This is a genomic window from Rhizobium acidisoli (assembly GCF_002531755.2).
GTDB lineage: Bacteria > Pseudomonadota > Alphaproteobacteria > Rhizobiales > Rhizobiaceae > Rhizobium > Rhizobium acidisoli.
The window spans coordinates 461488-487915 of record NZ_CP035000.1; the positions used below are offsets into that span (position 1 = coordinate 461488).

Consider the following 26428-nt stretch of genomic DNA (forward strand, 5'->3'; position numbering starts at 1 on the left):
TCATCGGATCACCAGGATCGCAGCCATGGCGACCGCAGAGACGAGGCCGGCCGCGTTGAACCCGAAGATCAGATATCCGGCTGCCTTTTGCCGATGACCGGGCTCGACGATTCCGAAGACGGCCGTCAGCCCGCCCGCGATCCAGCTCGCCAGCGTCAAAGCGCCGAGAAGAAGGGCCCACTGCGTTCCTGTATCCATGTCCTGCTCCAATGCGGGTGCGCGCCCGACCAGAATGCCTGCGCGGGTTTAGCGGTAACAAGCCGAGACCGCTTTTGTTTCCGTGCGTGTCGCACTTTGACGTGAGCAAGCCTCGATTTGCCGGCCTCCGAGGACCCGACGGAGCAATGAAGGCTTGACGGCAACCGTATGTCTACATAATGTCTTCTAAAGAAATTATGAGGCAAGCTGAAAAATGAATGCCGAAGTCGCCATTCCGGACCGCAAGTCCAGCCTCGAACTCGCACTGCGCACGCGCATCCTGACGATGCAGCTGCCTCCGGGGGCGGTGCTTGACGAGGTGGCCTTGAGCGAGGAATTCGGGCTTTCACGTCCGCCGGTGCGCGAGCTGATGCGGCAGATGGCCGGCGAGGGCTATATCGAGCTTGAGACGAACCGCGCCGCCCGCGTCAGCTCCATGAGCTACAACTCGCTACGCGATTTCTTCCTGCTCGCGCCGATGATCTACATTACCGCCAACAAGCTCGCGGCCGAGAACCGGACGAAAGCGGAGCTGGAAGTTCTCAAAGAGATCCAGCGCGCCTTCCGGAAGGCGGTCGATGATTGCGACGTCGAGGGCCGGGTATTCCACAACGATCAGTTCCACCGCCAGATCGGCGAGATGGCGCATAATGTCTACGTGGTTCCAAGCCTGCGCCGCCTGCAGATCGACCACGCAAGGATCGGCAAGATCTTCTACCAGCACCCGAACACACCGCGCATGCAGGAAGAACTCGAGTTGGCGTCGGATCAGCACGATGAGATGATCGAGGTCATCGAGCGGCGTGACGCCGATGCCTCCGGCGAGCTGGCGCGGCTCCATATCGAACTCTCCAGGCGGAACATGGCGATGTACGCCGCCCCTGAGGGACTGCAGACGCCGACCCTCTAGGCCAGGCAATCAGACACGCAGCTCAAGACAATCCAGATCGACCTTCGGCCTAACGCAACGGGATTTCCATCAATGACGACCTTTCCCTTTCCAGGACTCAATCTCGCAATCACCACCCCGTTCGACGATGCCGGCCGCATCGATTACGGACGGCTTGAAGTCAATGTCGAACACTATCTCGCCGCAGGCATCCGCAGCTTCCTGTTCAGCTCGGGAACCGGCATGCACGTCTATCTCTCCAAGCAAGAATCCGAGGAACTGGTCCGCCGTGGCGCAAAGATCGTCAATGGCCGCGCCAAGGTGATCGCCCAAACTTCGGCGCTGCTGGTGGAAGACGTCGTGGAGCGGACGGCGCGCGCCCGCGACGCCGGCGCCGAAGGCGTCATGGTGCTTCCGCCCTTCTTCGAAGGACCGACCGACGACCAGGGCATTCTCGATTTCTACGCCGAGGTCGCCAAGGCTGGCCTTCCGGTCATCGGCTATAACGTGCCCCAGGCGGTCGGCGTCGCGATCACGCCGGAGCTTCTGGATAAGCTGAACGATATTCCGGGCTTTTCAGCCGTCAAGGACAGCAGCGGGGATCTGGGAAGACAGGCAGCCCTCATCCGCACCGGCCGCTTCGTCATGAACGGCGCCGACCCGCTCGTTCCCTATGCGCTCTATGCCGGATGCGACGGACTGATCTGGGGCGGGGTGAACTTCGCGCCGAAAACCTGCGTTGCCCTCGTTGCGGCGGCCGCTCAGCGCAAATGGGACGAGGTCCGCGAGCTCTGGAAAATCCTGGAGCCGGCCATGGGCCTGATCTGGGAGGGCGATTACGTGCAGTCCGTCTACGCAGCCGCCGAGCTGGTCGGCTATGGCGCGGGTGCCCCGAGAAAGCCGCTGCGCGCCCTTGCCCCGGAAAAGCTTCCCGCCCTCCGGCACTCCCTCGAAACGCTCATGGAGCGGGAAGCGATCTGACGTGAGAGAGGCCGCAAAGAATGTCTTCGTCGCATCGAGGCTTCCCAAACGTGCCGGCGTATCGGGCTGGGTGGCGACGCTTCCACCGCGCACGCCGCGCCCGGCACTGGGCGAAGCGGTCAGCGTCGATGTCGCGATCATCGGCGGCGGCTTTGCCGGCCTCTCGGCGGCCCACCGCCTTTCGCGTCTCGATCCCACCGTCCGGGTCGCCGTTCTCGAAGCGGGCATTATCAGTGAAGGTCCGGCCGGCGCCAATTCCGGGTTCATTATCGACCTGCCCCACGAGGTTTCCTCGGACGATTTCAGCGGCGAGTCGGAAGGCAAGTTCCGCGACTCCGTGCTCCTGCAGCGCTCGGCCATTGCGCTCGCGACCGAACTCGCCGCAGAGAACGGCTGGGGAAAAGAACTGTTCGATCCCTGCGGCCGCTACAGCATCGCGATGAGCGCTGAAGGCGACAAGCATCTGGAAGCCTATTCCCAGCAGCTTGCGAAGATGGGCGAAGCGCATCGCCTGCTCAAGGGGCAAGAGATCGAGGCAGTAACCGGATCGAAGGCCTTTACCTCCGGCCTGTTCTCGCCGGGCACAGTCATCATCCAGCCTGCCGCCTATGTCAGAGGGGTGGCCGACTGTCTGAAGGAGCCGGTGCGGCTGTTCGAGCAGACGCCGGCCCTCTCCTTCGAGCGCTCCGGCGATAGCTGGTTGGTGAAGACGCCGAAGGGTTCGGTGCGGGCAGGCAAGATCATCATGGCCAATAACGGCCATGCGGAAAGCTTCGGCTTCTTCCGCAGGCGCCTCCTTCATGTCTTCACTTACGCATCGATGACGGAGGAGTTCGATCCGGCAAGGCTCGGCGGTGAGAGAAAATGGGCGGCAACCCCGGCGCTGCCGATGGGGACGACGGTGCGGCGCATCAATACTGCCGGCGGCGACCGCATCCTGGTGCGCTCGCGCTACAGCTACAATCCGAACATCGAGATCGGCGATTCCGCTATCCGCAGCGCCGGCCGCCTGCATGATGGCAAATTCGCCCATCGTTTCCCCGGTCTTGCCGGCGTCGGCATGCAGTACCGCTGGGGCGGCGCGATGGCGCTGACGCACAACCATGTGCCGGCCTTTGGGGAAATCGAACGCGGTGTCTTCGCCGCCTGCGGCTGCAACGGTTTGGGCGCGTCGAATTCGACTGCCGCCGGCATCGCCGCGGCCGAACGCCTGCTGGGGCACGACTCCGAACTCGGCCGTGTCTATAGCCGCCTGGCGGCGCCGGTTTTGCTGCCGCCGCAGCCGCTGACGACGATCGGCGCGAAGATCCATCTCGCCTATCGCGAATGGCAGGCCGGGACGGAGTGAGGCGAAGCCGAGCTCTACGCTAAAACGTAAGCTGCACCTTACAGGCGGCGGTGCGGTCGCCGGCAAGCGCGAAGGCGGCGTTGGCGTCTTCCAGCGGCAGGCTATGGCTGATGATCGGGCGCACATCGATCTTGCGGCTTGAGATCAGCGCGACGGCGGTGGCGAACTCCTCGTGGAAGCGCTGCGTGCCGTGGATATGCAGCTCCTTGCCGACAATGGCGTTGAGTGGGATCGGGATCTCTCCCGTGACCCCGACCTGAACGATCGTGCCGCGCGGCCGGATGGCGGCGATGGCGCTGCGGATGGCCGGAGCGGCGGCCGAGCATTCGAAAACGAGATCGAAATAGCCCTTGCCCGTCTCGAATTCCGCAAGCGCTGCGGCATCACGAGAAACATTGATCGCGCGGCTGGCCCCCATCGCCTTCGCCCTCTCCAGCGCCGCGTCCGCAAGATCGGTCACCACGATCTCGGCGGCACCGTGATAGGCAGCGGCGGCAACCATCAGCGCGCCGATCGGGCCGGCGCCGGTGATCAGAACGCGTTTGCCCGATATCTCTCCGGCACGTGATGCGGCGTGCAGGCAGACGGACAATGGTTCGCTGCAGGCGGCTTCCGCGGCCGTCGTCGCGGCACCCACTTCGAAGCACTGTTTGGCCGGCACCACCAGCCATTCCCGGAACATGCCCTGCTCATGCGGCAGGCGCATCGCGCTGCCCATGAAACGCATCTTCAAGCAGTGGATCGGCATGCCTTTCTCACAATATTCGCAATGTCCGCAGGGCTGGCTGGGATTGACCGCCACCAGCACGCCGTCCTTGAGGTCGACGCCCTCGCCTGCCTGGCTTACCGTTCCCGAGGCCTCGTGGCCCGGGATGATCGGCTCACGCACCCTGACCGGCCCGAAGCCGCCGTCCTGGTAATAATGCAGGTCGGAGCCGCAAATGCCTGCGGCTGCCATTTTGAGCAACACCTCGCCTGGACCGGGGGCCGGAACGGTGTCGGTCTCGATCCTGAGGTCGCCCTTCTGGTAAAGCCGTGCCAGACGAGTCTGCATCGTATCCTCCTATCGCAGCAGCCCAAGCTGCTGTGGCAGCCAGAGCGATACGGCGGGGATGAAGGTGATCAGGATCAGCGCCAGGAAGAGCGGCACCAGCCAGGGCAGGATCGCCATGGTGGTGCGCTCGACCGACAGTTTCGCGACCCTCGACAGCACGAAAAGCACCATGCCGAGCGGCGGATGCAACAGCCCGATCATCAGGTTCAGCGTCATGATCAGGCCGAACTGAACCGGATCGATGCCGAATTTGGCGACGATCGGCAGCAGGATCGGCACGAGAATGGTGATCGCCGCGATCGTGTCCAGGAAGCAGCCGACGAAGAGCATCAGCAGGTTCACCAGGATCAGAAACACCCATTTATTGTCGGTGATCGACAGGATTGCATCCGATAGGAGCTGCGCCGCCTGGCTGACCGTCAGCAGCCAGGCGAAGACCGAGGCTGCAGTGACGATGAAGAGAACCGATGCCGTCGTCTCGATCGTATCGAAGCTTGCCTTGGCAAGCGTCGAGAAGGTCATGGTGCGGTAGCGCACCAGACCGAGGAACAGCGACCAGAGCACGGCGGCGACGGCAGCCTCCGTTGGCGTGAACCAGCCCATCGTCATGCCGCCGATCAGGATGACCGGGGTCATCAGCGCCATGACGGCGGAAAAGCCGAAATACCAGTCGAGCGCCAGAAGCAGGAGAAGGGCGATGCCGGCCGCGGCGTTCATCGATAGGCCGGCCTGCATCATCAGATAGATCGCCACAGGCACCATCAGGACAACGACGATTTCCATGCCGGCCGACAGCAGCTGCCTGATATCGAAGGGCGCATCGGAGCCCCAGCGCTTCTTGTAAGCGAAGGCGGCGACGGTGATCATCATCAACAGCGTCATGACGACGCCGGGCAGGATGCCGGCCATGAAAAGCGCGCCGATCGAAACATTCGCCATCATGCCGTAGATCACGAAGGGTAGCGACGGCGGGAAGATCGGGCCGAGCGTGGCAGACGCCGCCGTCACGCCGACGGCAGCCTCAACCGGATAGCCGTGATCCTTCATCGCCTTGATCTCGATCGTGCCGATGCCGGCCGCATCGGCAAGTGCGGTGCCGGACATGCCGGAGAAGATGACGGAGCCGATGATATTGACCTGCGCCAGCCCACCCTTCATCCAGCCGACGAGGGCGACCGCAAAGGAATAGATCCGGCCGGTGACGCCGGCCGAGTTCATCAGATTGCCCGCCAGGATGAAGAAGGGCACGGCGAGCAGCGGGAAGCTTTCGACCCCGGCGATCATGCGCTGGGCTACGATAATGTCGGGCGCGATGCCGTAAAGCACGATATAAAGCACGGATGCGACGGCCATCGAGATGGCGACAGGCACGCCGATCAGCATCAGCACCAGAAACGAACCAAGCAGCAGCAGCATCGGATCAACCCTCGACAGTCTGGAATTCTTCGGGGCGCTCCAGAACGGAGTAGCCGCGGCGCATATTGGCGATGAAGACGATGACCGCGCGGATCAGCATCAGCACGAAGGCGATGAGCACGGAGTAGAAGACGATGTTGCGCGGCAGCTCGACAGTGACCATCTGCTCGTCGGCGACGATATCGACATAGCGCCACATCAGGTGGCAGCCATAGGCGAAGAAGCCGATGCGGACGATGTCGACGAAAGTGGCGAGCACACGCGCCAGCCCTGCCGGCATATAGTGATAGAACACATCCACCTGAATATGCCGTGACATGCGCTCGCACATGGCGGAACCGAGAAAGACGACACCGATCAGGCAGTTGATGGCGATCTCCTCGGTCCATGCATAGCTGTCGTTCAGCACATAGCGTGTAAAAAACTGCAGGAAGACGCAGCCCGCCATCAGCCAGAAGACGATCAGCGTGATCCAGTCCTCGATGGCGTAGTCCGACATGTTCGCTGTCGGCGCATGGCCCTCGAACTCGTGACCGATCTCCTCGGCCGTGATTGGCGTATGAATTTCTTGCGACATGATCGGCCTTGTTCCGGTTGGGGATGGAGGGCGACGCTTATTCTTGCTCGCCGTCATCCTCGGCCTTGTGCCGAGGATCTGCTGCCCTATGGACGGGTGCAGATGCTTGGGGCGCAAGCCCGAGCATGACGAAGAGTAAAGGGTAGTTGGCGCCCTTTCAGTTCGTCGACAAACCTCGTTCGTTGCTGGGTGGCGCCTGCCCCTCATCCGGCTGCCGCCACCTTCTCCCCGCATGCTGGGAGAAGGGATATGCCGCACCGGCTTCGCTGAACCTCAACGCTGCATTTTTGGCACGTCCCCTCTCTCCGCGCGCGGAGGTCCGAAGGACGGGTCGAGACCCGCGGCTCGACCCCGGCAAGGGTTAGGGTGAGGGACAGTCTTCCCTGTAGGCCCTTACTGGATCGCCCGGATGGCTTCCCAATCGGCCTTCTCGTAGCCGAAGTCCTCGAATTTGACCTTTTCCATCACGTTCTTTTCGAAGTCCGATTTGTCGACCTCGGCAACGTTCAGGCCCTTCTCCTTGAAGGTCGCAACCAGGCTGGCCTCCTTGCCGGCGATCGCCTTGCTCGTGCGCTCGGCGGCCTCCTGCATGACCTCACCGAAGATCTTCTTGTCTTCGTCGGACAGGCTCGCCCACCGGGTCTTCGAGACCACGGTGTTGAGGTGATCGACGATGTGGCCGGTCAGGATGATGTTCTTCTGGACTTCGTAGAACTTCTTCGCCTCGATCGTCGTCAGCGGATTTTCCTGCGCCTCGACCGTGCCGTTCTGCAGAGCGAGATAGACTTCCGCAAAGGCGATCGGGGTGGTGTTGGCGCCGCAGGCGCGCGGCATGGCGAGATAGGCCGGAACGTCGGGCACGCGGATCTTCAGGCCCTGCAGGTCGGCGCATTTGGCGATCGGCTTGTTCGATGTCGTATGACGCGTGCCGTAATAGCTGACGGCGGCGATGTGATTGCCGGTCTTGTCTTCATAGCCTTTGGCGAGGCGCTTGAAGACATCGCTCTTGGTGTAGGCGATCAGGTGATCGGGGCCGCGGAAGATATAGGGGAAGTAAGTGACGCCGATGGGCTTGTAGTCGCGTGCGGCAAAGCTCGATCCCGAGATGATAATGTCGACCGTGCCGAGCTTGAGACCCTGATTGATGTCGGCTTCCTTGCCGAGCTGCGAGGCCGGATAGACCTCGATCTTGTAACGCCCTTCGGTGCGCTTGGCGATCTCTTCCGCAGCCCAGACGGAATCCATGTGGAAGGGCTCGGAGGTTTCATAGACATGTGCCCATTTCAATACCGTTTGGGCATGTGCGACCGCCGTCGTCGCCATGATCGCGGCTGCGGTGCAAAGTATCGTTGCCAGTCTGCTCTTCATCGCTCTCTCCTCCCGAGCTTGGGTTAGATCTTGTCGGTTCCTTTCGCGGGCCCCGTTTTGCGGCCGCGCGCCTCCTCTCCCGAAAGCTCCTCCCCGAAGCTCTCGGAAAACCTCTTCTGTGATAGGGTGAGATGGGCGCGCATGGCCGCCTTGGCGCCTGCCCCATCGCCGGCGGCGATCGCATCGCGAATGGCCCGATGCTCGTCGACGGCGCTGCGCCATGTGCCCGGCCCCTCGAAGTGGCTCGCGAGCTTGGCGAAATAGGGGGTCATGCGCATGTCGAACATCTCGCCCGTCACCCGGATCAGCGTCGCATTGCCGACGATGGCGGCAATGCCGGTGTGAAAAGCGCGATCGGCGGCAAGCACCGCGCTCGCATCGTTGACGCCGCCGCTCATGCGCGTCAGCGCTTCATCGAGCAGCGCGATGCCTTCCGGCTTGGCGCAGCCCGCCGCTTCCTCGGCAATGGCGCATTCGATGATGGCGCGCGCCTGCAACAGCTCGAAAGGCCCCTCCACCGGCTCGCGCTCGGCTCCCGCCGCAGTCGCGGCGTGCTGGCGCACCACGTAGATGCCGGATCCCATGCGGATATTGACGAGGCCTTCGACCTCCAGGACGATGAGCGCTTCGCGCACAGTCGGGCGAGACACCGACAGTTGCTCCGCGAGATCACGCTCGGCCGGCAACCGCCGGCCGACGGCGAGCTCGCCACTCGCAATCATCAAACGGATCTGGTCCGCCACCTGCCTGTAGAGGCGGCGTGATTCAACAGGCGAAAACATCGTGGCCTCCCCGGCGGGCTTCTCCTCAAGCGCGCATCTGGTCAACTGGCCTGACCAATTGGCACATAGGTATCATCGCCGGGGTTGTGCGTCAATCCGCCGCATGAAACTTAAACAGGAGAGGCCACGCCATCGGTCCAGACGTGACGATCGATGGGTCAAACATAGATTCCGCGGCGTGCGCACCACGGCCTGACCGCGGCTTATATCCCGGCGTACCATTCATAGCCGCGATCTTCCCAGAAGCCGCCGCTGCCGCCATAAAGCCGGCCGAGATCGGCGACCGCTTCGATGCGGGTCAGATATTTCGCCTGTTTGTAACCGAGCTGCCGCTCGACTCTGAGCCTCAGCGGCGCTCCATGCGCCACTTCCAGGTCGCGGCCATTCATCGAATAGGCAAGGATCGTCTGCGGATGAAGCGCATCGACCAGATCGATACTCTCATAGTACCAGCCGCTGCCATCCAGCGTCTTTTCGTATTCGTCGGCGCAGTGGAACACGATGTAACGCGCCTCGGGCTTCAGCCCGACCGATTGCAGCAAGGCGCCGAGCGGCAGCCCCGTCCATTTGCCGATTGCGCTCCAGCCTTCGACGCAGTCGTGGCGGGTGATCTGGGTACGCGACGGCATCGCCTTCAGCTGCGCCAGCGAGAACTGCGACGGCTTTTCGACGAGACCGCCGACATCAAGTCTCCAGGTCGAGAACTGCCGGCTCATCCAGTCGAGATATTGCGGGTTATCGGGCATGCTGGTGCCGTTGGAGCGAAAGACCGGCGACAGGTCCGCCTCACTGAATTCACGGGCCAGCGCCTTGTCGCCGAGCAGGAAGCGCTGCGTCTTCATGCTGAAGCCCTCGGCGATCTTCAGAACCGACTTCGGCCGGTCGCTTTCGACCAATGCGTCGCAGCCGCTCAATCCCAATGCGGAGGCGGTCAAAGTCGAGCCGATCAGGAAGCGGCGGCGGGTGATCACGCGGCTCATCATTCGTCTCCCTGTTCGATGGAGTAATAGCCGGTGATCATCGAGCGCAGATTGTTGAAAACACCCGACAGGATCACCATGGCGACATGCACCACAACGAAGGCGACGAGCGAGAAGGCGGTGAGGAAATGCAGGGTGCGGGCCGATTGCCTGCCGCCGAAGACATCGAGCAGCCAGGGCGCCACCGCATTGAAGCCCGGCGACATGGTGAGACCCGTCGCAACCATCAGCGGCAGCAGCAAAAAGATCACCGCGAGATAGGTCAGCTTCTGCAAAGTGTTGTAGTGGCGTGCCTCGGCTCCTTTGGGAAAGCGCAACCGGGCATGGTTGGCGACCTCTTGGCCGAGATGGGCGAGCGTTAGTTCCTTGCCTTCAGGGGCGAGATCCCGGCGGAAATGCCGGCTGATCAGCCCATGGAGGAGATAGACGGAGCCATTGAGAACGAAGAGCCAGGCGAAGAAGAAATGCCAGCGCCGGCCGGTCGACAGATCCTGATAGCTGGGAAGCGTGAGCCAGCTTGGAAACCCCCTTGCTGTCGCCTCGCCATCGACATTCGAAAGACCGAGGAAACCTGTCGTATTGAAGGTGAAGGAACCGACATGCGTCAATCCTTTCGCCCGGTCGCCGTCCTCGACGGCTTCCATGGCGATGAAGGAAGGGTCGTTGTCGGCACCGTACTGGCCCCAATAGAGCGCCGGATGCGCATTGAATATCTGCAGACCGCTGAACAGCAGCACGGTAAGGCACAATACGTTAACCCAATGCGACAGCCGGACTGCAAGGCTGTGGCGGTAGATGAGCATGCGCCCGGTTTTCGCACGGGCATCGATCGTCGCCATGATCATTCTCCGAATGGATGGACGTTTCGAGAGCAGAAGACGCGACCGCTGTTGAGAAAGTTTCAGCGGCCGCGACAACGCGAATGCCTACTTCATCGCGTCGCAGGCCTTCATCATGTCGGTCTTTTTCATCGCATCCTTTTCCATGCCGGCCTTGTGCATGCAGTCCGTCTTGGTGCCCGACATCTTCATGGCATCCTTCGACATCGTGCTCGTCTTCATATTGTCCTTCTTCATCGTATCGGACTTCATCGCATCCTCAGCCGACGCGGCGCCGGCGAGAGAAAGGCCGACGATGAAGGTGCAAGCGGCAAGGCTGGAAAAAAGCTTGGTCATGGGAACTCTCCTGAAAATGGATTTCGTGTCCGCCGGCGGATTGCCGATGGCTCACATTTGGCTATTCGGGGGAGCGTCGGGATGCGTTACAGCCTCACGCGCTTGTGATAGAGCTGTGATACCAACGTTGTTTTTCATCTTCCCTGTAACCGATCGGCAGCTTCCAGCGAATGAACTCTCCGACAGCATGACAACCGCCCATTCGGAAGAAGCCCTGAAAGCATTGATGCTTCTGTCCCTTGACGGGGACGAGGCGGCCTATCGGCGTTTGCTGGCGGCTTTGCGCCTGCTGCTTGTCGGTTACTACAGCCGCAGAATGGCGGCGGCGGCGAAAGCGGATATGGAAGACCTGGTTCAGGAGACATTGCTGGCACTGCATTCGCGCCGATCCACCTATGACCGGGAAAGGCCATTCACGGCCTGGTTCTTCTCGATCGCCCGCTACAAGCTGATCGACCATCATCGCGGCCGCGGCGGACGTAGGCTCGCCGAGACCGAGCTTGGCGAGGAGATCGAAAGCGACTTCAGCGAGGATGCGCTGACGGCCAGCGTGGATGTCGAGCGGTTGCTCCACGGGCTGTCACCGAGACAACGTGAGCTGATCCGGCAGGTGAAATTGGAGGGCCAGTCGGTCGCCGACACCGCAAGCCGTACGGGCCAGTCCGAATCGGCGGTGAAGGTCGGCATCCACCGGGCGCTGAAGGCGCTGGCAGAGAAAATGCGAGGCACATCGTGACAAAAACGGACGACCTCATCGAACGCCTGGCAGGTGACTTGAAGCCGGTGCCGAGCGATGCGCTGCGCCGCCGCTTCGCGCTCGGCATCGTGCCGGCGCTCGGGCTCTCCCTGCTGCTGATGCTGACCATTCTCGGTCCGCGGGTCGATATATCAGATGTGCTGATGCTGCCGGTCTTCTGGATCAAATCGGCCTATAATGCGCTGATTGCAGTCGTGGCGCTCCTCGCCGTCTATCGGCTTTCCCGCCCCGACGGTTCCGAGGGCCGCTTTTTCGATGTGCTTGCCTTAATCTTCGCCGCCATGGCGGCCGTCGCAGCCATCCAGTTGATCATGGCTCCAACCGAGACTTACCCGGTGCTGATCCTCGGCTCCTCGGCGCTCCATTGCCCGCTGCTCATCCTCGGCTTTGCCCTACCCGTCTATGCCGGCGCCGTCTGGGCACTGCGCCAGGCGGCGCCAACGGATCTGCGGCTGACCGGTTTCGTCGCCGGCATTGCCGCAGGCGCCGCAGGTGCCTGGGTCTATTCGTGGTTTTGCACCGAGAACGGCATGCCCTTCGTGCTGATCTGGTATTCCCTCGGCATCCTGCTCACCGGCGCGCTCGGCGCCGTCACCGGCCCTCGCCTGCTACGCTGGTAGATTCCTCTGGGGGAGATTATCTTTGGCCTGCCCCCAACTTCAAGCGCGCCAACACGGCCGACCGAACCATTTCAACACGCTTTCTCGCCATTCCAGGCTAGGTCAAATCTGGCATGCTGAGCGGCGGGGCATTATCGCGCATCAGCTCTTCATTGCGCCGCCGGCCGCCAATAGATCATCCGGCGTATCAACGTCGAGATGGGCTGCATCGCCAATGTCGACATCGAGTACCGACAGACCCGACGTCGTGATGATATCACGGGCGCCGACATCGCCTTTAAGTCGCAGGACCGCGTGATCGAGAGAGTGTGGCAGAACAACCGGATTACCGGGCTTGCCGCCCGAGACGGCGCGGACGACGGCCTCACCGCCTGCGTTGCGAAAAGTGGAAATCAAGGCATTGATATGGACGGTGGAAATACCGGGCATATCGGCCAGCATGACGAGAATGCCGTCGGCGCCGTCTGCACGCTTTGACAAAACGCCCGCTATGAGCGAACTCGCCATGCCATCTGCATAGTCAGGATTGTCGACGAGCGTGACCGGAAGCTCGCTGAGCGCGGCCTCGATCTCCCGTCGGCGATGGCCCGTCACAACAATTACAGAGGCTGCGTCCGACCCGAGCGCGGTCAATGCAGACCGTCGGACGAGCGGGATGCCGTCGAACTCGGCCAGCAGCTTGTGCTTCCCGCCCCTGCCCATCCGGCTTGATTTGCCGGCAGCAAGAATGACGATCGCGACCGACGCCTTTGTGCTCGGCAATTCGCTCAGGTCGCGTTGCTGCGGGTCATTCTCAATCGGCATCGAAGCCTCCGACACGGCGGACACCGGAAAGGACCGTTTTAGGCATGGGCGACCAGTCTTGCTGCGGCTATATCCGCCAGGACCGACAAAGCGAGCGACGTTGCATCCCGCGTCGGGCCGAACATCCCGATGGGCGCCTTAATCCGATCGATCTCATCCTGTCCGAAAGCGAGCGCCGCCAGCCGCTCGACACGTCGACGATGCGTCCGGGTGCTCCCAAGCGCGCCGATGTAGAAAGCGGGCGACCGAAGCGCGGTCTTGAGAATGGCGATTTCAGCGTCGAGGTCGTGATGCAGGAGCACGACGGCCGTGAAGGGATCGATGCTGTCGGCCGCCGCCCTGTGTTCCTCATCGCGTCCGCGGATCACCACGTCGTAGCCAGCAACCGCCGCCAGTCGTGCGACGGTCTGCGCTTCGATCGTCTGGCCGGAAAGGACGACGCGGGTGCCGGGACGGTAGACGCCGACGAAATCTTCCTCCAGCCAGCAGGCCCGTGGCCGTGGATCCGTCACTTCGAGCGTCTGCCGCTCTGGTGAATATGCAAGGCCGGCTGCCCGCCTCCGTCCGAGCCGATCCAGAACATGCTGCACAGCGCCGACATCTCTCAGAACATGGATTGCGACGGAGATACCGCCGCCGCAGGGAAGGACGATGTCAAAGAAGGGCGATCCGTCGCCGAACTTGACCGTGCGGTCGCGTCCTTCCGTCATTGCCAGAAGCGCTTCTGAAGCGACTGCGGCTTCTACGCATCCGCCCGAGACATAGCCGCAAAAACGGCCATCAGCTGCGACAACCACGTGCGAGCCAAGCGTGCGGGCAGCCCCGCCTCGTATGTCGACAAGAGTGGCGAGCGCCGCCGCTCCACGGCCATGGGCGTCAATCGCGAAGCGAAGCAGTTCGGCGGGATCGTCGCTATCCGAAACCCTGACGGGAATGGGCGCCGTAATGGTCGCGGGTGTCTGATCCATAGGAAATCCTTAGGGAAAGCGACGGCGGTGTGGTTTCCAGATCGCCGTCGATAATCAGGCCACATCAGGCAAGCCGCCGATGAGTTTGTCGAGTGTGAGCGGATAATGCCGAACCCTCACCCCGGTCGCATTGTAGACGGCGTTGGCGATCGCTGCTGCGACGCCGCAAAGGCCAAGCTCGCCGACACCCTTCGCTTTCATCGGCGACGACATCGGATCGGTCTCATCCAGGAAGATTACCTCCTGGTGTGGAATGTCGGCGTGCACCGGCACTTCGTAGCTGGCGAGATCGTGGTTGGCGAAAAAGCCGCGGCGGGTATCGACCGCCAACTCCTCAGACAGCGCGCCGCCGGCCCCCATGGTCATGGCGCCGATCACCTGGCTGCGGGCAGTGATCGGGTTGAGGATCCGGCCTGCCGCACAGACCGCGAGCATCCTGCGGATGCGGCTTTCCCCAGTGGCAACGTCGACGCCAACCTCCACGAAGTGCGCACCGAACGTCGACTGCTGATGCGTCTCGGTGATCTCGCCCCATTTGATCGTGTCTTCGCCGACAAGACCGTCCGGACCGACGGCCTCGGCAAGAGGAACCGAACGATTGCCCGAGCGCACCTCGCCGTTTTCGAAGACACTGTCTTCGGAGTTGAAGCCGAGCTTCTTTGCGATGGCCCCACGCAGCTTGACGCAGGCCGCGTAAACACCTGATGTCGAAGAGTTGGCGCCGAACTGTCCGCCGGAACCCGCCGAAACGGGAAAACGCGAGTCGCCGAGTTGGACGGCAACCTTTTCGATCGGCACTCCCATCATTTCAGCGGCTGTCTGCGCGATGATCGTGTAGCTGCCCGTGCCGATGTCGGTCATGTCGGTTTCAACCGTCACGACGCCTTCCCGGTCGAGCTTTACCCGCGCTCCCGAGGGAAGCACCAGATTGTTGCGGAAAGCAGCGGCAACGCCCATGCCGACGAGCCAGTTGCCGTCCCGTTTGGAACCCGGCCTTCCGCGTTCACTCCAGCCAAACCGCTCGGCGCCGAGCTTGAGGCAGCCGATGAGATTGCGCTGAGAAAAGGGCCGCTGCGGCTTCTCCGGATCGACCTGCGTGTCGTTGATGATGCGAAACTGCACGGGATCGATACCGACTTTCTCGGCAACCTCGTCGATGGCGATCTCAAGCGCCATCAGTCCCGGCGCCTCGCCGGGAGCGCGCATGGCATTACCCTCTGGAAGATGAAGCGTCGCCAGCCGCATCGCGGTCATGCGGTTCGCTCCGGCATAGAGAAGACGGGTCTGGTTAACGGCGGTCTCGAGCTGGCCGCCGGGTTGGTCGCCGGACCAGCTCTCGTGGGCAATGGCGGTTATCTTGCCGTCACGCTCGCTTCCAATGCGAATTCGCTGGATCGTCGCCGGCCGGTGGGTGGTGTTGTTCATGAGGAAGGGCCGGGGCAAGGCAACCTTGACGGGCCGCTTTGCCGCACGCGCACCGACAACGGCGAGCACTGCATCCGCCCGCAGGAAGAGCTTACCGCCGAAGCCACCGCCGATGAAGGGCGACATGAGGTGGATCTTCTCCTTGTCGATGCCGAGCGTCGTCGCAAGGTCTGAACGCCACCAGTCGATCATCTGGCTGGAGGTCCAGACAGTCAGCTCATCGCCGGTCCAGGCTGCGATGGAGGCGTGCGGCTCCATCATCGCATGCGACTGATCGGGCGTCGTGTAAGTCGCGTCCAGAGTGATGGGAGCGGAGCTGAAGGCAGAATCGAAGTCGCCGGCCGCGGTATCAGGCTGCTGCGTTTCATCCGGCTTGACGGCCGAATCCTTTGCCTGGCCGAGGTCGAACGCACCCTTTTCCTCGCTATAGTCGACCTTGACCAGAGCGGCTGCGGCGCGAGCCTGCTCGAAGGTCTCGGCGACAACGACCGCGATTGCCTGGTGATAATGCTGAATCTCGTCGCCGCCGAAAAGCTTGGCGGTGTTGAACTTGCCCTTTTCCAACTCGCCGACGTCGAGCGTCGTAACGACGGCAAGCACGCCAGGAGCCGTCTTGGCGGCGGAGACGTCCATGGATTTGATGCGACCCTTGGCGATGGCCGCGCCGACCGGATAGCCGTAGGCATAACGCATGTTGGGGTCGTGCCACTCATAGGCATACATCGCCGTGCCGGTCGTCTTGAGCTGGCCGTCGATGCGGTGGATCGGCTGACCGACGACCTTCAGATTGTCGATCGGGTTGGCTGTCGCGGGTCTATCGAACTGCATGGCTCACCCCCTTGCTTCGGCAATGACCGCGCCGAGCGTGCGCTCGACCAGATCGACTTTGAAACGGTTCTGTTCGGTAGGACGGGCGCTGGAGAGAAGGACGCCTGCCGCCGCCCGGGCGCCTTTCGGCAGCTCGGCTTCGGCTGCCTCAATGCGCCACGGCTTATGGGCGACGCCACCGACGGCGACATGTCCTGTACCGTCCGGCTGGATAACAGCTCCGATCGAGACGAGTGCGAAGGCGTAGGAGGCACGGTCTCGCACCTTGCGATAGATGTGCTTGCCGCCGATCGGGGGCGGCAGCAGCACCGCCGTGACGAACTCGCCGCTCTCAAGAACGGTCTCGACTTCAGGCGTATCACCGGGCAATCGATGAAAGTCGCCGATCGGAATCGATCGCCGGCTGCCATCTGCCCTTACCGTCTCGACAACGGCATCTAGCGCCCGCATGGCGATGGCCATGTCACTCGGATGGGTCGCGATGCAGCTCTCGCTCACCCCGACCACCGCATGCTGGCGGCTGAAGCCGCCGATGGCCGAACAGCCGCTGCCCGGCTGCCGCTTGTTGCATGGCTGGTTCGTGTCATAAAAATAAGGACAGCGCGTACGCTGAAGGAGGTTGCCGGCCGTCGTCGCCTTGTTGCGCAGTTGACCGGACGCACCCGCGACCAAGGCACGGGACAACAGACCGTAGTCGCGGCGAACAGTTTCGTCGGCTGCGAGATCCGTGTTGCGGACCAAGGCGCCGATACGCAACCCGCCCGCCTCAGTGGCTTCGATCTTGTCGAGGCCGAGGCCGTTGATGTCGATCAGATGCGCCGGCGTCTCGATTTCAAGCTTCATCAGGTCGAGAAGGTTGGTGCCGCCGGCGATGAATTTGCTTTCAGGATTGGAGGCAACCGCCTTAGCCGCGGCCTCGACCGACGAGGCACGTTCATAGGTGAAGGCTCTCATGCTTTAATCCCCCCGACTTCCGAAATGGCATCGATAATGTTGGAGTAGGCGCCACACCGACAGATGTTGCCGCTCATGCGCTCGCGGATCTCGACGGGAGTGACGGCCGCCACAGCCGTAAGATCGCTGGTGACGTGGCTCGGTATATTCGCCTTGATCTCCTCGAGCACCGCGACGGAGGAACAGATCTGCCCCGGCGTGCAGTAGCCGCACTGGAAACCGTCATGTTTGACGAAGGCTGCCTGCATCGGATGAAGATTTCCAGGCTGACCGAGACCTTCGATCGTGGTGATCCGGTCGCCTTCGTGCATGACCGCCAGCGTCAGACAGGCGTTGATGCGGTGGCCGTCGACCAAGACCGTGCATGCGCCGCATTGGCCGTGGTCGCATCCCTTTTTCGTGCCGGTCAGATGCAGATGCTCACGCAGCGCGTCGAGCAGCGAAGTTCTGTTGTCGACCTCGAGATCGCATTTCTCACCGTTGACCGTGAAGGAAACTTTCGATGTATACGCCATTTCATTTCCTGGGGACTGTGCCGCCGCGGGAGTGACGGCTGCGGTTACCGCAATCGTTGCGGCCGACGAGATAAGTAAATCTCGACGGGAAAGTTCCAGTCGTGTCTGGCTTGGCATGGACTGCTCCACCTTGCTCGTTGGACATAGGCGCGCCTCGACGCCGTGAGCATAGCTAGTGCACCTCCGCCCTTTGATTAGGCCCCCTTCTTTGCATAGGGTTATCGATCAGGCTCATAAATTCCCTGACCTGCACATGCTGATGGAGACACGTTCGCCCAAAGGCGAGGCCGCGCCGTTAGACGCGCCGCGCTATATCGAATAGCTCGGCGCCTACCGCGCCGATGTGGGGAGAAGTGAGCAAGACGACCGTCTTGGCGGGCGAGCGGGACAACGCGTCGGAACTTGCCGTTTGTGCAGGTTGCTTATGCTCGGCAATCGCCAGGACAGCTGGGTCGAGTTATCTCGTATCTATGATCCGACGTCAGGCGCGCTTCATCGTTGCGTCACGCGCCGCGGAGCGACCAATCGGATCGGCATGTTGTCTTCGAAGGGCCGCCCGCTGCGCTCTGCGCCCACCGTACCTTTGTCGCCGTCCAATTGAAATTGATTGACAAGATCCCTCAGGCGGCCTGCCTCGGAGGACAATGAAGCGGCAGCAGCCGTCGACTGCTCGACCATCGCGGCATTTTGCTGGGTCGCCTGGTCCATATGGTTGACGGCGGTATTGATCTCGGCAAGTCCAGTCGACTGCTCGCGCGCCGATGTGGCGATCGCGTCCATCAGTTGGTTGATCTGCGCAACGTATTCGCCGATCGACTTGAGCGACGTACCGGTTTCGAGAACCAGTTTCACGCCGTTTTTCACGTCGGCTGACGATTTTTGAATAAAACCTTTGATCTCCTTGGCTGCTTGTGCGGCGCGCTGTGCAAGCTCGCGGACTTCTTGTGCGACCACTGCAAAACCTTTGCCGGCCTCACCCGCACGGGCAGCTTCGACGCCGGCGTTCAGCGCCAGTAGGTTCGTCTGGAAAGCGATTTCATCGATTGCACCGATGATGTTCGAAATTTGCTCCGAACTATCCTCGATCCGTCGCATGGCCTGCTCCGCCTCCGACACGACTGTTGCCGACCGCTGCGCGCTGACATCGGCCTCCAGAGCCACTTTGCGCGCCTCGTCGGTGCGTTGGGTCGCCATCGTCACATTCGAGGTAATCTCGTCCAATGCTGCAGCCGTCTCCTCGAGAGAGGCAGCTTGCTGTTCGGTACGCTTGGAGAGGTCCTGCGCGGCAGAGGCAATCTCACCCGTGCCATTATCGATGCTGTGTACCGTCTGTAGCACTGCCCCGATCGTCGCCCCCAATTGCCGGAGTGAAGCGTTGAAGTCTTGGCGCAAGGTTTCGTATTCGGCTGCAAATTGCTCCGAAAGCTGAAAGGATATGTCGCCGGATGCAAGCCTCCGGAGGCCTCCGCCCAACGTCGTGGTTGCGAAGCGCAACTGTTCCGCCTCGCGTTCGGCGCGCTGCTGGGCTGCCGCGCGCACTGCTTCGCTCTCGCTGCGGGAGGCAGCCGCTTCCTTCTCAAGCCTCACGACATTGAGAGCATTCTGGCGGAAGACTTCGACAGCACCGGCCATTTCCCCAACTTCGTCGGCGCGGCCGGCACCGGGTATGGCGCTATCCAGGTCACCGTCCGACAAACGCCTCATGGCCGATGCGATGCTTCGGATCGGATTGGCGATCCCGAATACTGCAAATGCGATGCCAGCCATGGCGATGAGCACGGCCAGCGCTGCGATTGCGGCCGTCAACATGAAAGCAGACGTCGCGGAACTGTCGCTCGCGGCGACGAAGCCTTCGGCCTGGCTGAGAATGAACGCAACCAGATCACCGACGCCCTTATCCACCAGCGCGGATTGCGGTTCCATATCCTCTTTGAAGAAGCGAGCCGCGTCGGATGCCTTGTCACTATTTTGCAGCGCAATCATCTGCTCTGCCAGCCCGCGATACTTGTCCAGTTCAGGCTTGATCTGATTGATCAGTTCGCGCCCGCGCTCGGTGCGGACACCCTTTTCGTATTCTGCGACAACTTTATCAACCGCGGTCCGCGCGGTATCGATTTTCTGTTGTCCGGCCTTCCGTTCCTCCGCCGTATCCTCCATGAGATACTGAGCGTAGACCAGTTTCAGATCGAGGAAGTTATCCTTAATCTCGCGCGCGGTCACAAGCCGGTGCATCCAGAAGGTCCCGATCTGCTCGGTATTGGCACGAAGCGTAGAAATCGTGCTCAGCGAGATATAGGATAGACAAAACATGAAAAGGCTGATGATCGACAGCTTGACGATCAGGGCTTGCTTGATGCTCGGGCGCTTCATGCGGGTCTCCTCGAAGATAGCTGGGACGACCGGCTTGCCGGTTGATGCAAAATCTCGCACCAGATTTAATAATTTAGTATTAACTAAACGGTGGCGCCGGTGTCGTTTTTAGAAAACTTTGCTCTGACCGACACTTCTGCGATTAGTTAGAGCTGAAGCACGACCATAAGTTCATGGAAACCTTGGAAAAAACAGCCACCGCGAGTGAAAATATCTCTTGGCCGAGATCGGCACGGCGCCGATCGTCGGCCGTGGAGCAGAGCCAAAAGAGGTCCTGAAATTAACTTGTGTGCCACCTGTCAGGGAATGGGACGCCGCTGCCTGCCCTCCGCAACGTCGGCAAGCAGCTGCGTCCTTGCCAATCGGCCCCGGGAACACATACTGGATCCATGCAGCTATCAGAAAGCCAACCTGCCGGTATCGAAATCTCTCTCTGGCAGTATTCCAGGAACGAACGTGACCGAAACCGCTGGATGCAGTCGCTCTCACCGGATGAACGGGATCGGGCGGCGACCTATCGGTTTGAACGAGATCGAGCCTCGTTCATAGCCGGCCGCTATCTCTTGCGGCGGCTGTTGAGCGCCCATACCGGGACGCTGCCGGGTGAGGTTGTGTTGGCGACGGACGAGCACGGCAAGCTGAGCCTTGAGGGTCGCGATAGACTGCAATTCAGCCTGTCCAATGCCGAGGGGCTGGTGGCGGTCGCGATTGCGTCGGGCTGCGGGCGTATCGGAATAGATTGCGAGCGCGCCGACACCGAGATCGAAGAGGCGGCTTTGGACGCCTATTGCAGCTTGGACGAGCGACGCTGGCTCGATGAATTGCCCGCGCATCAACGTGCGCGAGCCGCCGTTGAACTTTGGACGCTCAAGGAGAGCCATCTCAAGGCGCTTGGCGTGGGCTTGCGGGAAGATCCTCGCAATGTCGCTTTTTCCCGGAAGGTCGGCATCCCCGTCATGATCGGCGAACCCGACCGGCAATGGCTTCATCGTCTGATCGAAAGCGGCAGCCAGCACGTCGTTGCGCTGGCTGTTTCCTCCCGATCAGGGCTCCCCGAGATTCATACACGCCTGTTTCAGGACGACAGCATGCCGTCCGAATAGCCGGCGCGCAACTGATGCGGCATCGCCGAAACCTCCGTCGCCCAGACCAGTTGCGCGTTGTCGGGTTCGGCATCGAAATGCTGCCGGCCGAGAAGCGAGTTGACGATGGCGGCGCTGCGCCAGGCCATGAGGCTGAGCTGCGAGTCGGCGATGCCGTGTGAGTACCGGCCGGCATTCTGAGCGAACAGCCGGTTGGTTCTGGGCCCCGTCCACTGCATGGTGTAATCGTCGTTCAGGGTGGGATAGCCGTTTCTGTCGAGGCTTATCCTTTCGCTGAGCGAGCCGAGCGCATCGGGCAGCCGGAACCTGTAGCCGGTGGCCAGAACCACGGCATCGGCATGCAGCACTTCTATGCCGCCGTCGAAATGGTTCCGGACGATCAGCCGATAGGCATTGCCGTTCCGCTCCATCTGGATCACATCGCGGTTCGGCGACAGCGATGCGGCGAGCGTGCCCGGTTCGAGATAACGCAGCGCATAGAGGCGGCGATAGATCGAGTGGATCGTCGAAATCGACAGGCCGTCGCTCGTCAGGATCGAGTTCTTCAGGGCTGCCTGCTTCTGCTCGCCGCTGAGCTTCAGATAGGCCTGCACATATTCCGGTGAAAAGACCTGGTTTGAAAACGGCGTGTCGTTGATCGGCTCGAAATTGTGCCGCCGGCTGATCCATGTCAGCTCTTTCATCGAGCCGGGATCGGCAAGCAAGGCTTCGACGACCTCGCCGCCGCTTTGACCGCCGCCGACCACGACGATGCGGCCGGCGCCGAGATCGCGCAGGCGCGATTTGGCTTCGCTGTTATGATAGCAATCGACGCCCAGAAACGGTTTTGCCCAGTCGGGTACGAAGGGCGAGGAACCCGTGCCGATCACCAGGTTTCGCGCTTCCTCCTGGCCGTTGTCGAAGCGCAGGACGAAGCGGTCGTCGCGGTGCTCGACGTCGCGGATTTCCGTCCCGAAGCCCAACCCCGCCACACCCTTGGCGACCCAGGCGAGATAACGCGCGAATTCCTGCCTGGGAACGGCATCGTAATTGGCGTTGAGGAAGGCGTAGAGCCTCTTATGCGCCACCAGATAGGAAACGAACGACCAGCGGCTGGTCGGCAGGACCGGAGTGACGAGGTCCTTCAGGAAGGACGACTGCAGCTCGACGCCGGGCATCATCATGCCGGGATGCCAATCGAATGCGTCTCGCCGCTCGAAGAAGCGGCTGCGGACGTCGGGCACCGATTCCAGCAGGCAGGCGAGGCTCAGATTGGAGGGGCCGATGCCGATGCCGGCAAGATCGAGCGGCTCGTTGAGGGCGTCCCTGCGGGTAAAAGCGACGGTCATGCGAAATCCTTCTCTGTTTCCTTGAGACGCAGGGCAAGCCTTGAATGGAAGGCGGGAGACCCGATCATGTGCAGATGGTTGGTGCCGGTGATGATTTCGGCCGCATGCGCCCGCGGCGACAGCCGGCGCCAATCGATCAGGTTGAGGCCGCGGTTGAGGCTGTCGTCGGCTGCCCAGGGATAGATCGGCACATCATGGGGAACCAGCCGGTGCTTGCGGAAGATCACGGCGTTGTCGATCAGCACCCAGAACGTATGCTCGCGGCTGCTGATATCCGGCCCGTCGGTCGGAAGCGGGTCCTTTTCGTCGCCGACGAAGCGCAGGAACTGATCGTAGGTATCGGCATCCATCGTCGACAGCAGCCGATCCCATTCGGGACGCATTGCCGTCTTTTGCAGCCATGCCTCGACATCCCGGTGAAGCATGTCGCGCTCGCCCGGCCGGAACCTCGGCTTGGCGCCGATCGCGAATTCCGAGCCGAGATCGCAAACGTCGACCATCGCCATCATCCTGACGTCGACCTCGTTGCCGAGCGTGCGGGCCGCCTCATAGGCCAGAAGCCCGCCCCAGGACCAGCCGAGAAAAGTGCAGGGCGCGCCGCTGCTGTGCTTCCTGATATAGTCGACATAGCTCTCGATGATCTCTTCAACAGGCGCGCCGACTTCCTTCTTTTCGGACAGCGAATGGCAAATGAAGCCGGTCGCCGGCTGATCGGCGCCGAGATAATCGACGAGCTTCACATATTCGCGGGTGCTGACGAGAAGCCCCGGGAAGCAATAGAGCCGCGGCTTGGCGCCTGAGGCGCGCAGCACGATCACCTCCGACAGATCCCGTTCTGCGCCCTGCTCCATCACGCCGGCAAAGGCGCGGATGGTCGGGTTGTTGAAGATATCGGCGACGGTGAGCGGCGTTTTCGGCCGGCGCTGCCTGAGTTGCGAAAGAATACGGATCGCGCCCAGCGAATTGCCGCCGATGGTAAAGAAATTATCCTCGACGCTGATCGCTTCCAGTTTGAGAACCTGGCGCCAGACATCCAGAACCTCCTCTTCGAGCGTGGTCGCCGGCTCGACGATTTCGCGCCGGACCGGCTGGGGTGCGGGCAGCGCGAAGCGGTCGAGCTTGCTGTTCGGATTGGTCGGCATCTTTTCCAGTTCGACCACCGCCGCCGGCACCATGTAGGAGGGCAGGCTGCGTTCGAGGCCGGCGCGGACGGTCTCGACGTTTAACGTCTCTTCCTTCTTCGGAACGACATAGGCGACCAGCGCCTTATCGCCGGCATCGTCATCGCGCAGCACGACCAGCGCTTCACCGACACCGGGCTGCTGGAGGAGGGCTGCTTCGATCTCGCCGAGCTCGATGCGGTATCCCCGCAGCTTGACCTGGTGGTCGACGCGGCCGACGAATTCGACGGTTCCGTCCTCACGCCAACGCGTCAGGTCGCCGGAGCGATAAAGCCGGCCGCCCGCTTTGGAGAATGGATCGGGGATGAAGCGATCCGCCGTCGTATCCGGCTTGCCGAGATAGCCGCGCGCGATGCCCTCGCCGCCGATATAAAGTTCGCCGGTGACGCCGATCGGGCAAAGATTGAGATCGGGATCGAGCACATAGACGCGCCGCAGCCCGACGGCACGGCCGAGCGGCGCATAGACGCCCTGGAACTTCGTGCCGGCCCTCACCTTCCAGACCATCGGCGTCATGATGGTTTCTGTGGGACCGTAACCGTTGATCAGCCATTCCGATTTCAGCGCCCGCGACAGCAGATCGAAGGTCGGTTGTGCAAGCCCCTCGCCGCCGAAGGAGTAAAGCCGCATCGGCGGCGCACCGTCGGTAATGTCAGCCCATTCCGCCAGTTGCTGCAGATAGGTTGTGGGAATGCTGGCATTGTTGGCGCCATGCTTGCGCATCGCCGTCAATGTCTCCTCAGGCGTCCACAGCGGCTGATTGGGCAGGATGATGCTGCCGCCTTCCATCAGCGGGTTCATCCATCGCTCATGGCCGCCATCCGAGCTGAAGGGCAGGAACGGCAGCTCGCGGGATTCCGAGCTCATGCCGTAAACACGCGAGGTGTTTTGCAGATGGTGCGTCAGCGGGCCGTGTTCGACGGCGACACCCTTCGGCAATCCTGTGGAGCCCGACGTGTACATGACATAGGCGAGCTGATCCTTGTGGGTGGGAATATAGAGCGGCGTATCCGGCTCGCCGTCGAGGTCGATCTTGTCGAGTTCGAGGATAATGGCGTCGAGCTCTTCCGGCAGCCGATGGCGCAGCCAGCTATGGGTCAGGACGATCTTGACGCCGCCATCGCGCAGGATGTGATGGTTGCGCACCGGCGGATGATCGGGCTCGACTGGAATATAGGCGCCGCCGGCCTTCAGCGTCGCGAGAATGCCGACGATCGCCTCCGGCGAGCGCTTGATGAAGATGGCGACCGTCACTTCGGCGCGGACGCCGAGCTGCCGCAGCCGATGTCCGAGGCGGTTGGTGTTCGTCTCCAGCCAGCCATGGCTCCATTCCTCGTCACCGTAGACGATCGCGGTCTTCTCAGGCGTGCGGCGCGAATGGGCTGCGATCAGCTCATGCACCGGCCTGTCGTCGTTGACGGCATCGTCCTCGTAGGGCGCCGACAGCCAGTCGAGCTCTTCGCTGCCCACCAGCTCGATATCCTTGATCCTCACATTCGGCTGCGCGGCCATCTGTTCGAGCACGAGGCCGAAATGCCTGGCGATGCGCGCAACCAGCGCGCCGTCATAGAGATCCTGCGCGTAGTCGATCAGCGCGGATGCGCCATCCGAATGCGCCTCGACCACCAGCGAAAGCTCGCTGTCGGCGCGGGCACCAGGCGGCTCCAGATTTGTGGCCTGGCCGGGAAGCGCATAGGGTTCGCGGAATTCGAACAGCGCCTTGACCACAGCTTCCTGGGCGGCGGCTTCGTCGACGACCAGTTCCTGGGTGATGCGTTCCAGCGGCAGGAGCCGACGTTGCCCCTCCTCGCTCGCCGACGAGATCGCCGCGATGACATCGTCGAGGGAATGTCTCGACGTCAGCGACAGGATGAGCGGGAGCACCTGCTCGGCACGGCCGCGGCCGGCGAAATGCTCCTTATCAGGCCGCGCGACGAGAAGGCCGGTCAGCAAAGCGTAGTTGCCGCTGTAGCGGGCCAGCAGCGCGCAGAAGCCGGCGTGAAGCACGCGCTCGACCGGAACGCCCTTCTCCCCTGCGTGCCGTTCGAGTTTGCTCCAGAGGTCGGGGTCGATCGAAAATCGATGCTGCGCGCGCGCCACGCCTGCCAGCCCGCCGCTGTTGAAGCGGGTGGGAAAGGTCGAGGCGGCATAGTCGGGACCGATAGCATCGCGCCAATAGGCGAGCGCTTCCCGCGCCTCGTCCGTCTCCAGCCAATCGGCCTCCCGCGTTCCGGCCGAGATTTCTACCGGATGCACCTCGCCAACGGGCTCGCCATCGAGAATTCGCCCCAGCGACCCGACAAGAGCGGATTTTTCGTGGTCGTCGCAGACGATCGGATGCAGCACGATCGTCAGCAGCGACTGTCCGTCGGCAAGCAGGATGATCTGGATGCGCGCGCCAGGCCCCTCCAGCAGATCGAAGCGCTTGTCGCGGAAGGCTTTCCTTGCGGCCAGGGCATCCGGCTCTGAAAGGGCCGCGCCGCCTTTGCCGAGGATCTCGATCGGCACTGCGCTCGATGCGCCACGATATTGCTCGATGCGGCCGCCGGCCAGCCGGCGGAAGCGGCTGGCAAGTGACGGATTTTGCGCCACGAGCGCCCGGCAGGCCGCAGCAAGCGTCTCGACGTCGACCGCCGGGGCCAATTGCAGCCCGATGATCTGGTCGGGAAAGACGGTGTAATTGCCGATCTGCTCCAGCGACCAGATGCGCTTCTGCGCGATCGTCAGCGGAAAGCTCTCGAAGACCGCATCCATTGCGGCATCGGTCGGGGAAGCATCGGCGAAATTGGTGATTTGCTTGTTCATCT

At 62.1% G+C, this 26428-nt stretch carries 23 protein-coding genes; 6 read left to right on the forward strand and 17 right to left on the reverse strand.

Going from position 1 to position 26428, the window contains the following annotated elements:
- Positions 1 to 198 carry a hypothetical protein gene (locus tag CO657_RS27845; RefSeq protein WP_054184433.1) on the reverse strand — a complete coding sequence of 66 codons (198 nt, stop codon included), beginning with the start codon at positions 196 to 198 and terminating at the stop codon, positions 1 to 3.
- 214 nt (positions 199 to 412) lie between these two features.
- On the opposite strand from CO657_RS27845, the gene CO657_RS27850 reads away from it, so the two are divergent.
- From CO657_RS27850 to CO657_RS27860, 3 genes are all read left to right on the forward strand, one after another.
- Complete coding sequence (locus tag CO657_RS27850; protein ID WP_054184432.1) at positions 413 to 1108, forward strand: GntR family transcriptional regulator; 696 nt, start codon at positions 413 to 415, stop codon at positions 1106 to 1108.
- 72 nt (positions 1109 to 1180) lie between these two features.
- Positions 1181 to 2068 carry a dihydrodipicolinate synthase family protein gene (locus tag CO657_RS27855; RefSeq protein WP_054184431.1) on the forward strand — a complete coding sequence of 296 codons (888 nt, stop codon included), beginning with the start codon at positions 1181 to 1183 and terminating at the stop codon, positions 2066 to 2068.
- Between the two features lies 1 nt (position 2069).
- Positions 2070 to 3416, forward strand: a complete 1347-nt coding sequence (locus tag CO657_RS27860; RefSeq protein ID WP_054184430.1) for an NAD(P)/FAD-dependent oxidoreductase — start codon at positions 2070 to 2072, stop codon at positions 3414 to 3416.
- A 19-nt stretch (positions 3417 to 3435) separates the two neighbouring features.
- On the opposite strand, the gene CO657_RS27865 is transcribed toward CO657_RS27860, so the two are convergent.
- From CO657_RS27865 to CO657_RS27900, 8 genes are all read right to left on the reverse strand, one after another.
- Positions 3436 to 4470, reverse strand: coding sequence for an L-idonate 5-dehydrogenase (locus CO657_RS27865; RefSeq protein ID WP_054184429.1), 1035 nt, complete (start codon positions 4468 to 4470; stop codon positions 3436 to 3438).
- A gap of 9 nt (positions 4471 to 4479) precedes the next feature.
- Positions 4480 to 5886, reverse strand: a complete 1407-nt coding sequence (locus CO657_RS27870; protein WP_054184428.1) for a TRAP transporter large permease — start codon at positions 5884 to 5886, stop codon at positions 4480 to 4482.
- A gap of 4 nt (positions 5887 to 5890) precedes the next feature.
- Positions 5891 to 6463: a TRAP transporter small permease gene (locus CO657_RS27875; protein ID WP_054184427.1), complete on the reverse strand. Its 573-nt coding sequence runs from the start codon at positions 6461 to 6463 to the stop codon at positions 5891 to 5893.
- Positions 6464 to 6856: 393 nt separating this feature from the next.
- Entirely contained in the window at positions 6857 to 7831 is a 975-nt protein-coding gene (locus CO657_RS27880; RefSeq protein ID WP_054184426.1) for a sialic acid TRAP transporter substrate-binding protein SiaP, read from the reverse strand.
- A 23-nt stretch (positions 7832 to 7854) separates the two neighbouring features.
- Complete coding sequence (locus tag CO657_RS27885; protein ID WP_054184425.1) at positions 7855 to 8613, reverse strand: FadR/GntR family transcriptional regulator; 759 nt, start codon at positions 8611 to 8613, stop codon at positions 7855 to 7857.
- A 203-nt stretch (positions 8614 to 8816) separates the two neighbouring features.
- Positions 8817 to 9593: a molybdopterin-binding protein gene (locus tag CO657_RS27890; protein WP_054184424.1), complete on the reverse strand. Its 777-nt coding sequence runs from the start codon at positions 9591 to 9593 to the stop codon at positions 8817 to 8819.
- Complete coding sequence (locus tag CO657_RS27895; RefSeq protein WP_054184423.1) at positions 9593 to 10432, reverse strand: cytochrome b/b6 domain-containing protein; 840 nt, start codon at positions 10430 to 10432, stop codon at positions 9593 to 9595. The genes CO657_RS27890 and CO657_RS27895 overlap by 1 nt, the downstream gene beginning before the upstream one ends.
- Positions 10433 to 10519: 87 nt before the next feature.
- Positions 10520 to 10768, reverse strand: coding sequence for a pentapeptide MXKDX repeat protein (locus tag CO657_RS27900; protein ID WP_003592215.1), 249 nt, complete (start codon positions 10766 to 10768; stop codon positions 10520 to 10522).
- A 187-nt stretch (positions 10769 to 10955) separates the two neighbouring features.
- On the opposite strand from CO657_RS27900, the gene CO657_RS27905 reads away from it, so the two are divergent.
- Both CO657_RS27905 and CO657_RS27910 read left to right on the forward strand, forming a co-directional pair.
- Positions 10956 to 11504 carry a sigma-70 family RNA polymerase sigma factor gene (locus CO657_RS27905; RefSeq protein WP_054184483.1) on the forward strand — a complete coding sequence of 183 codons (549 nt, stop codon included), beginning with the start codon at positions 10956 to 10958 and terminating at the stop codon, positions 11502 to 11504.
- Positions 11501 to 12145, forward strand: a complete 645-nt coding sequence (locus CO657_RS27910) for an NrsF family protein (RefSeq protein WP_054184422.1) — start codon at positions 11501 to 11503, stop codon at positions 12143 to 12145. Before CO657_RS27905 ends, CO657_RS27910 begins: the two co-directional genes overlap by 4 nt.
- Positions 12146 to 12286: 141 nt before the next feature.
- On the opposite strand, the gene CO657_RS27915 is transcribed toward CO657_RS27910, so the two are convergent.
- The 6 genes from CO657_RS27915 to CO657_RS27940 all read right to left on the reverse strand — a co-directional run bounded on the left by CO657_RS27915 (position 12287) and on the right by CO657_RS27940 (position 20009).
- On the reverse strand, positions 12287 to 12949 hold the full coding sequence (locus CO657_RS27915) for a nucleotidyltransferase family protein (RefSeq protein WP_054184421.1): 663 nt from the start codon (positions 12947 to 12949) through the stop codon (positions 12287 to 12289).
- A gap of 38 nt (positions 12950 to 12987) precedes the next feature.
- Positions 12988 to 13917 carry an XdhC family protein gene (locus CO657_RS27920; RefSeq protein WP_054184420.1) on the reverse strand — a complete coding sequence of 310 codons (930 nt, stop codon included), beginning with the start codon at positions 13915 to 13917 and terminating at the stop codon, positions 12988 to 12990.
- Positions 13918 to 13971: 54 nt separating this feature from the next.
- Complete coding sequence (paoC, locus tag CO657_RS27925; RefSeq protein WP_054184419.1) at positions 13972 to 16170, reverse strand: aldehyde oxidoreductase molybdenum-binding subunit PaoC; 2199 nt, start codon at positions 16168 to 16170, stop codon at positions 13972 to 13974.
- A 3-nt stretch (positions 16171 to 16173) separates the two neighbouring features.
- Complete coding sequence (locus tag CO657_RS27930; protein WP_054184418.1) at positions 16174 to 17124, reverse strand: FAD binding domain-containing protein; 951 nt, start codon at positions 17122 to 17124, stop codon at positions 16174 to 16176.
- Positions 17121 to 17768: an aldehyde dehydrogenase iron-sulfur subunit PaoA gene (gene paoA / locus CO657_RS27935; protein ID WP_197283906.1), complete on the reverse strand. Its 648-nt coding sequence runs from the start codon at positions 17766 to 17768 to the stop codon at positions 17121 to 17123. Before paoA ends, CO657_RS27930 begins: the two co-directional genes overlap by 4 nt.
- A 363-nt stretch (positions 17769 to 18131) precedes the next feature.
- The gene (locus CO657_RS27940; protein WP_054184416.1) at positions 18132 to 20009 is read right to left on the reverse strand and encodes a HAMP domain-containing methyl-accepting chemotaxis protein; all 1878 of its coding nucleotides are present in this window, start codon (positions 20007 to 20009) and stop codon (positions 18132 to 18134) included.
- A gap of 389 nt (positions 20010 to 20398) precedes the next feature.
- Here CO657_RS27940 and CO657_RS27945 point away from each other — a divergent pair, with 389 nt between their 5' ends.
- Positions 20399 to 21112, forward strand: coding sequence for a 4'-phosphopantetheinyl transferase family protein (locus CO657_RS27945; RefSeq protein ID WP_054184415.1), 714 nt, complete (start codon positions 20399 to 20401; stop codon positions 21110 to 21112).
- On the opposite strand, the gene CO657_RS27950 is transcribed toward CO657_RS27945, so the two are convergent.
- Complete coding sequence (locus CO657_RS27950) at positions 21085 to 22440, reverse strand: lysine N(6)-hydroxylase/L-ornithine N(5)-oxygenase family protein (protein ID WP_054184414.1); 1356 nt, start codon at positions 22438 to 22440, stop codon at positions 21085 to 21087. The two genes, CO657_RS27945 and CO657_RS27950, sit on opposite strands and share 28 nt — an antisense overlap.
- Entirely contained in the window at positions 22437 to 26426 is a 3990-nt protein-coding gene (locus CO657_RS27955; protein WP_054184413.1) for a non-ribosomal peptide synthetase, read from the reverse strand. Before CO657_RS27955 ends, CO657_RS27950 begins: the two co-directional genes overlap by 4 nt.
- Between the last annotated feature and the right edge of the window lie 2 nt (positions 26427 to 26428).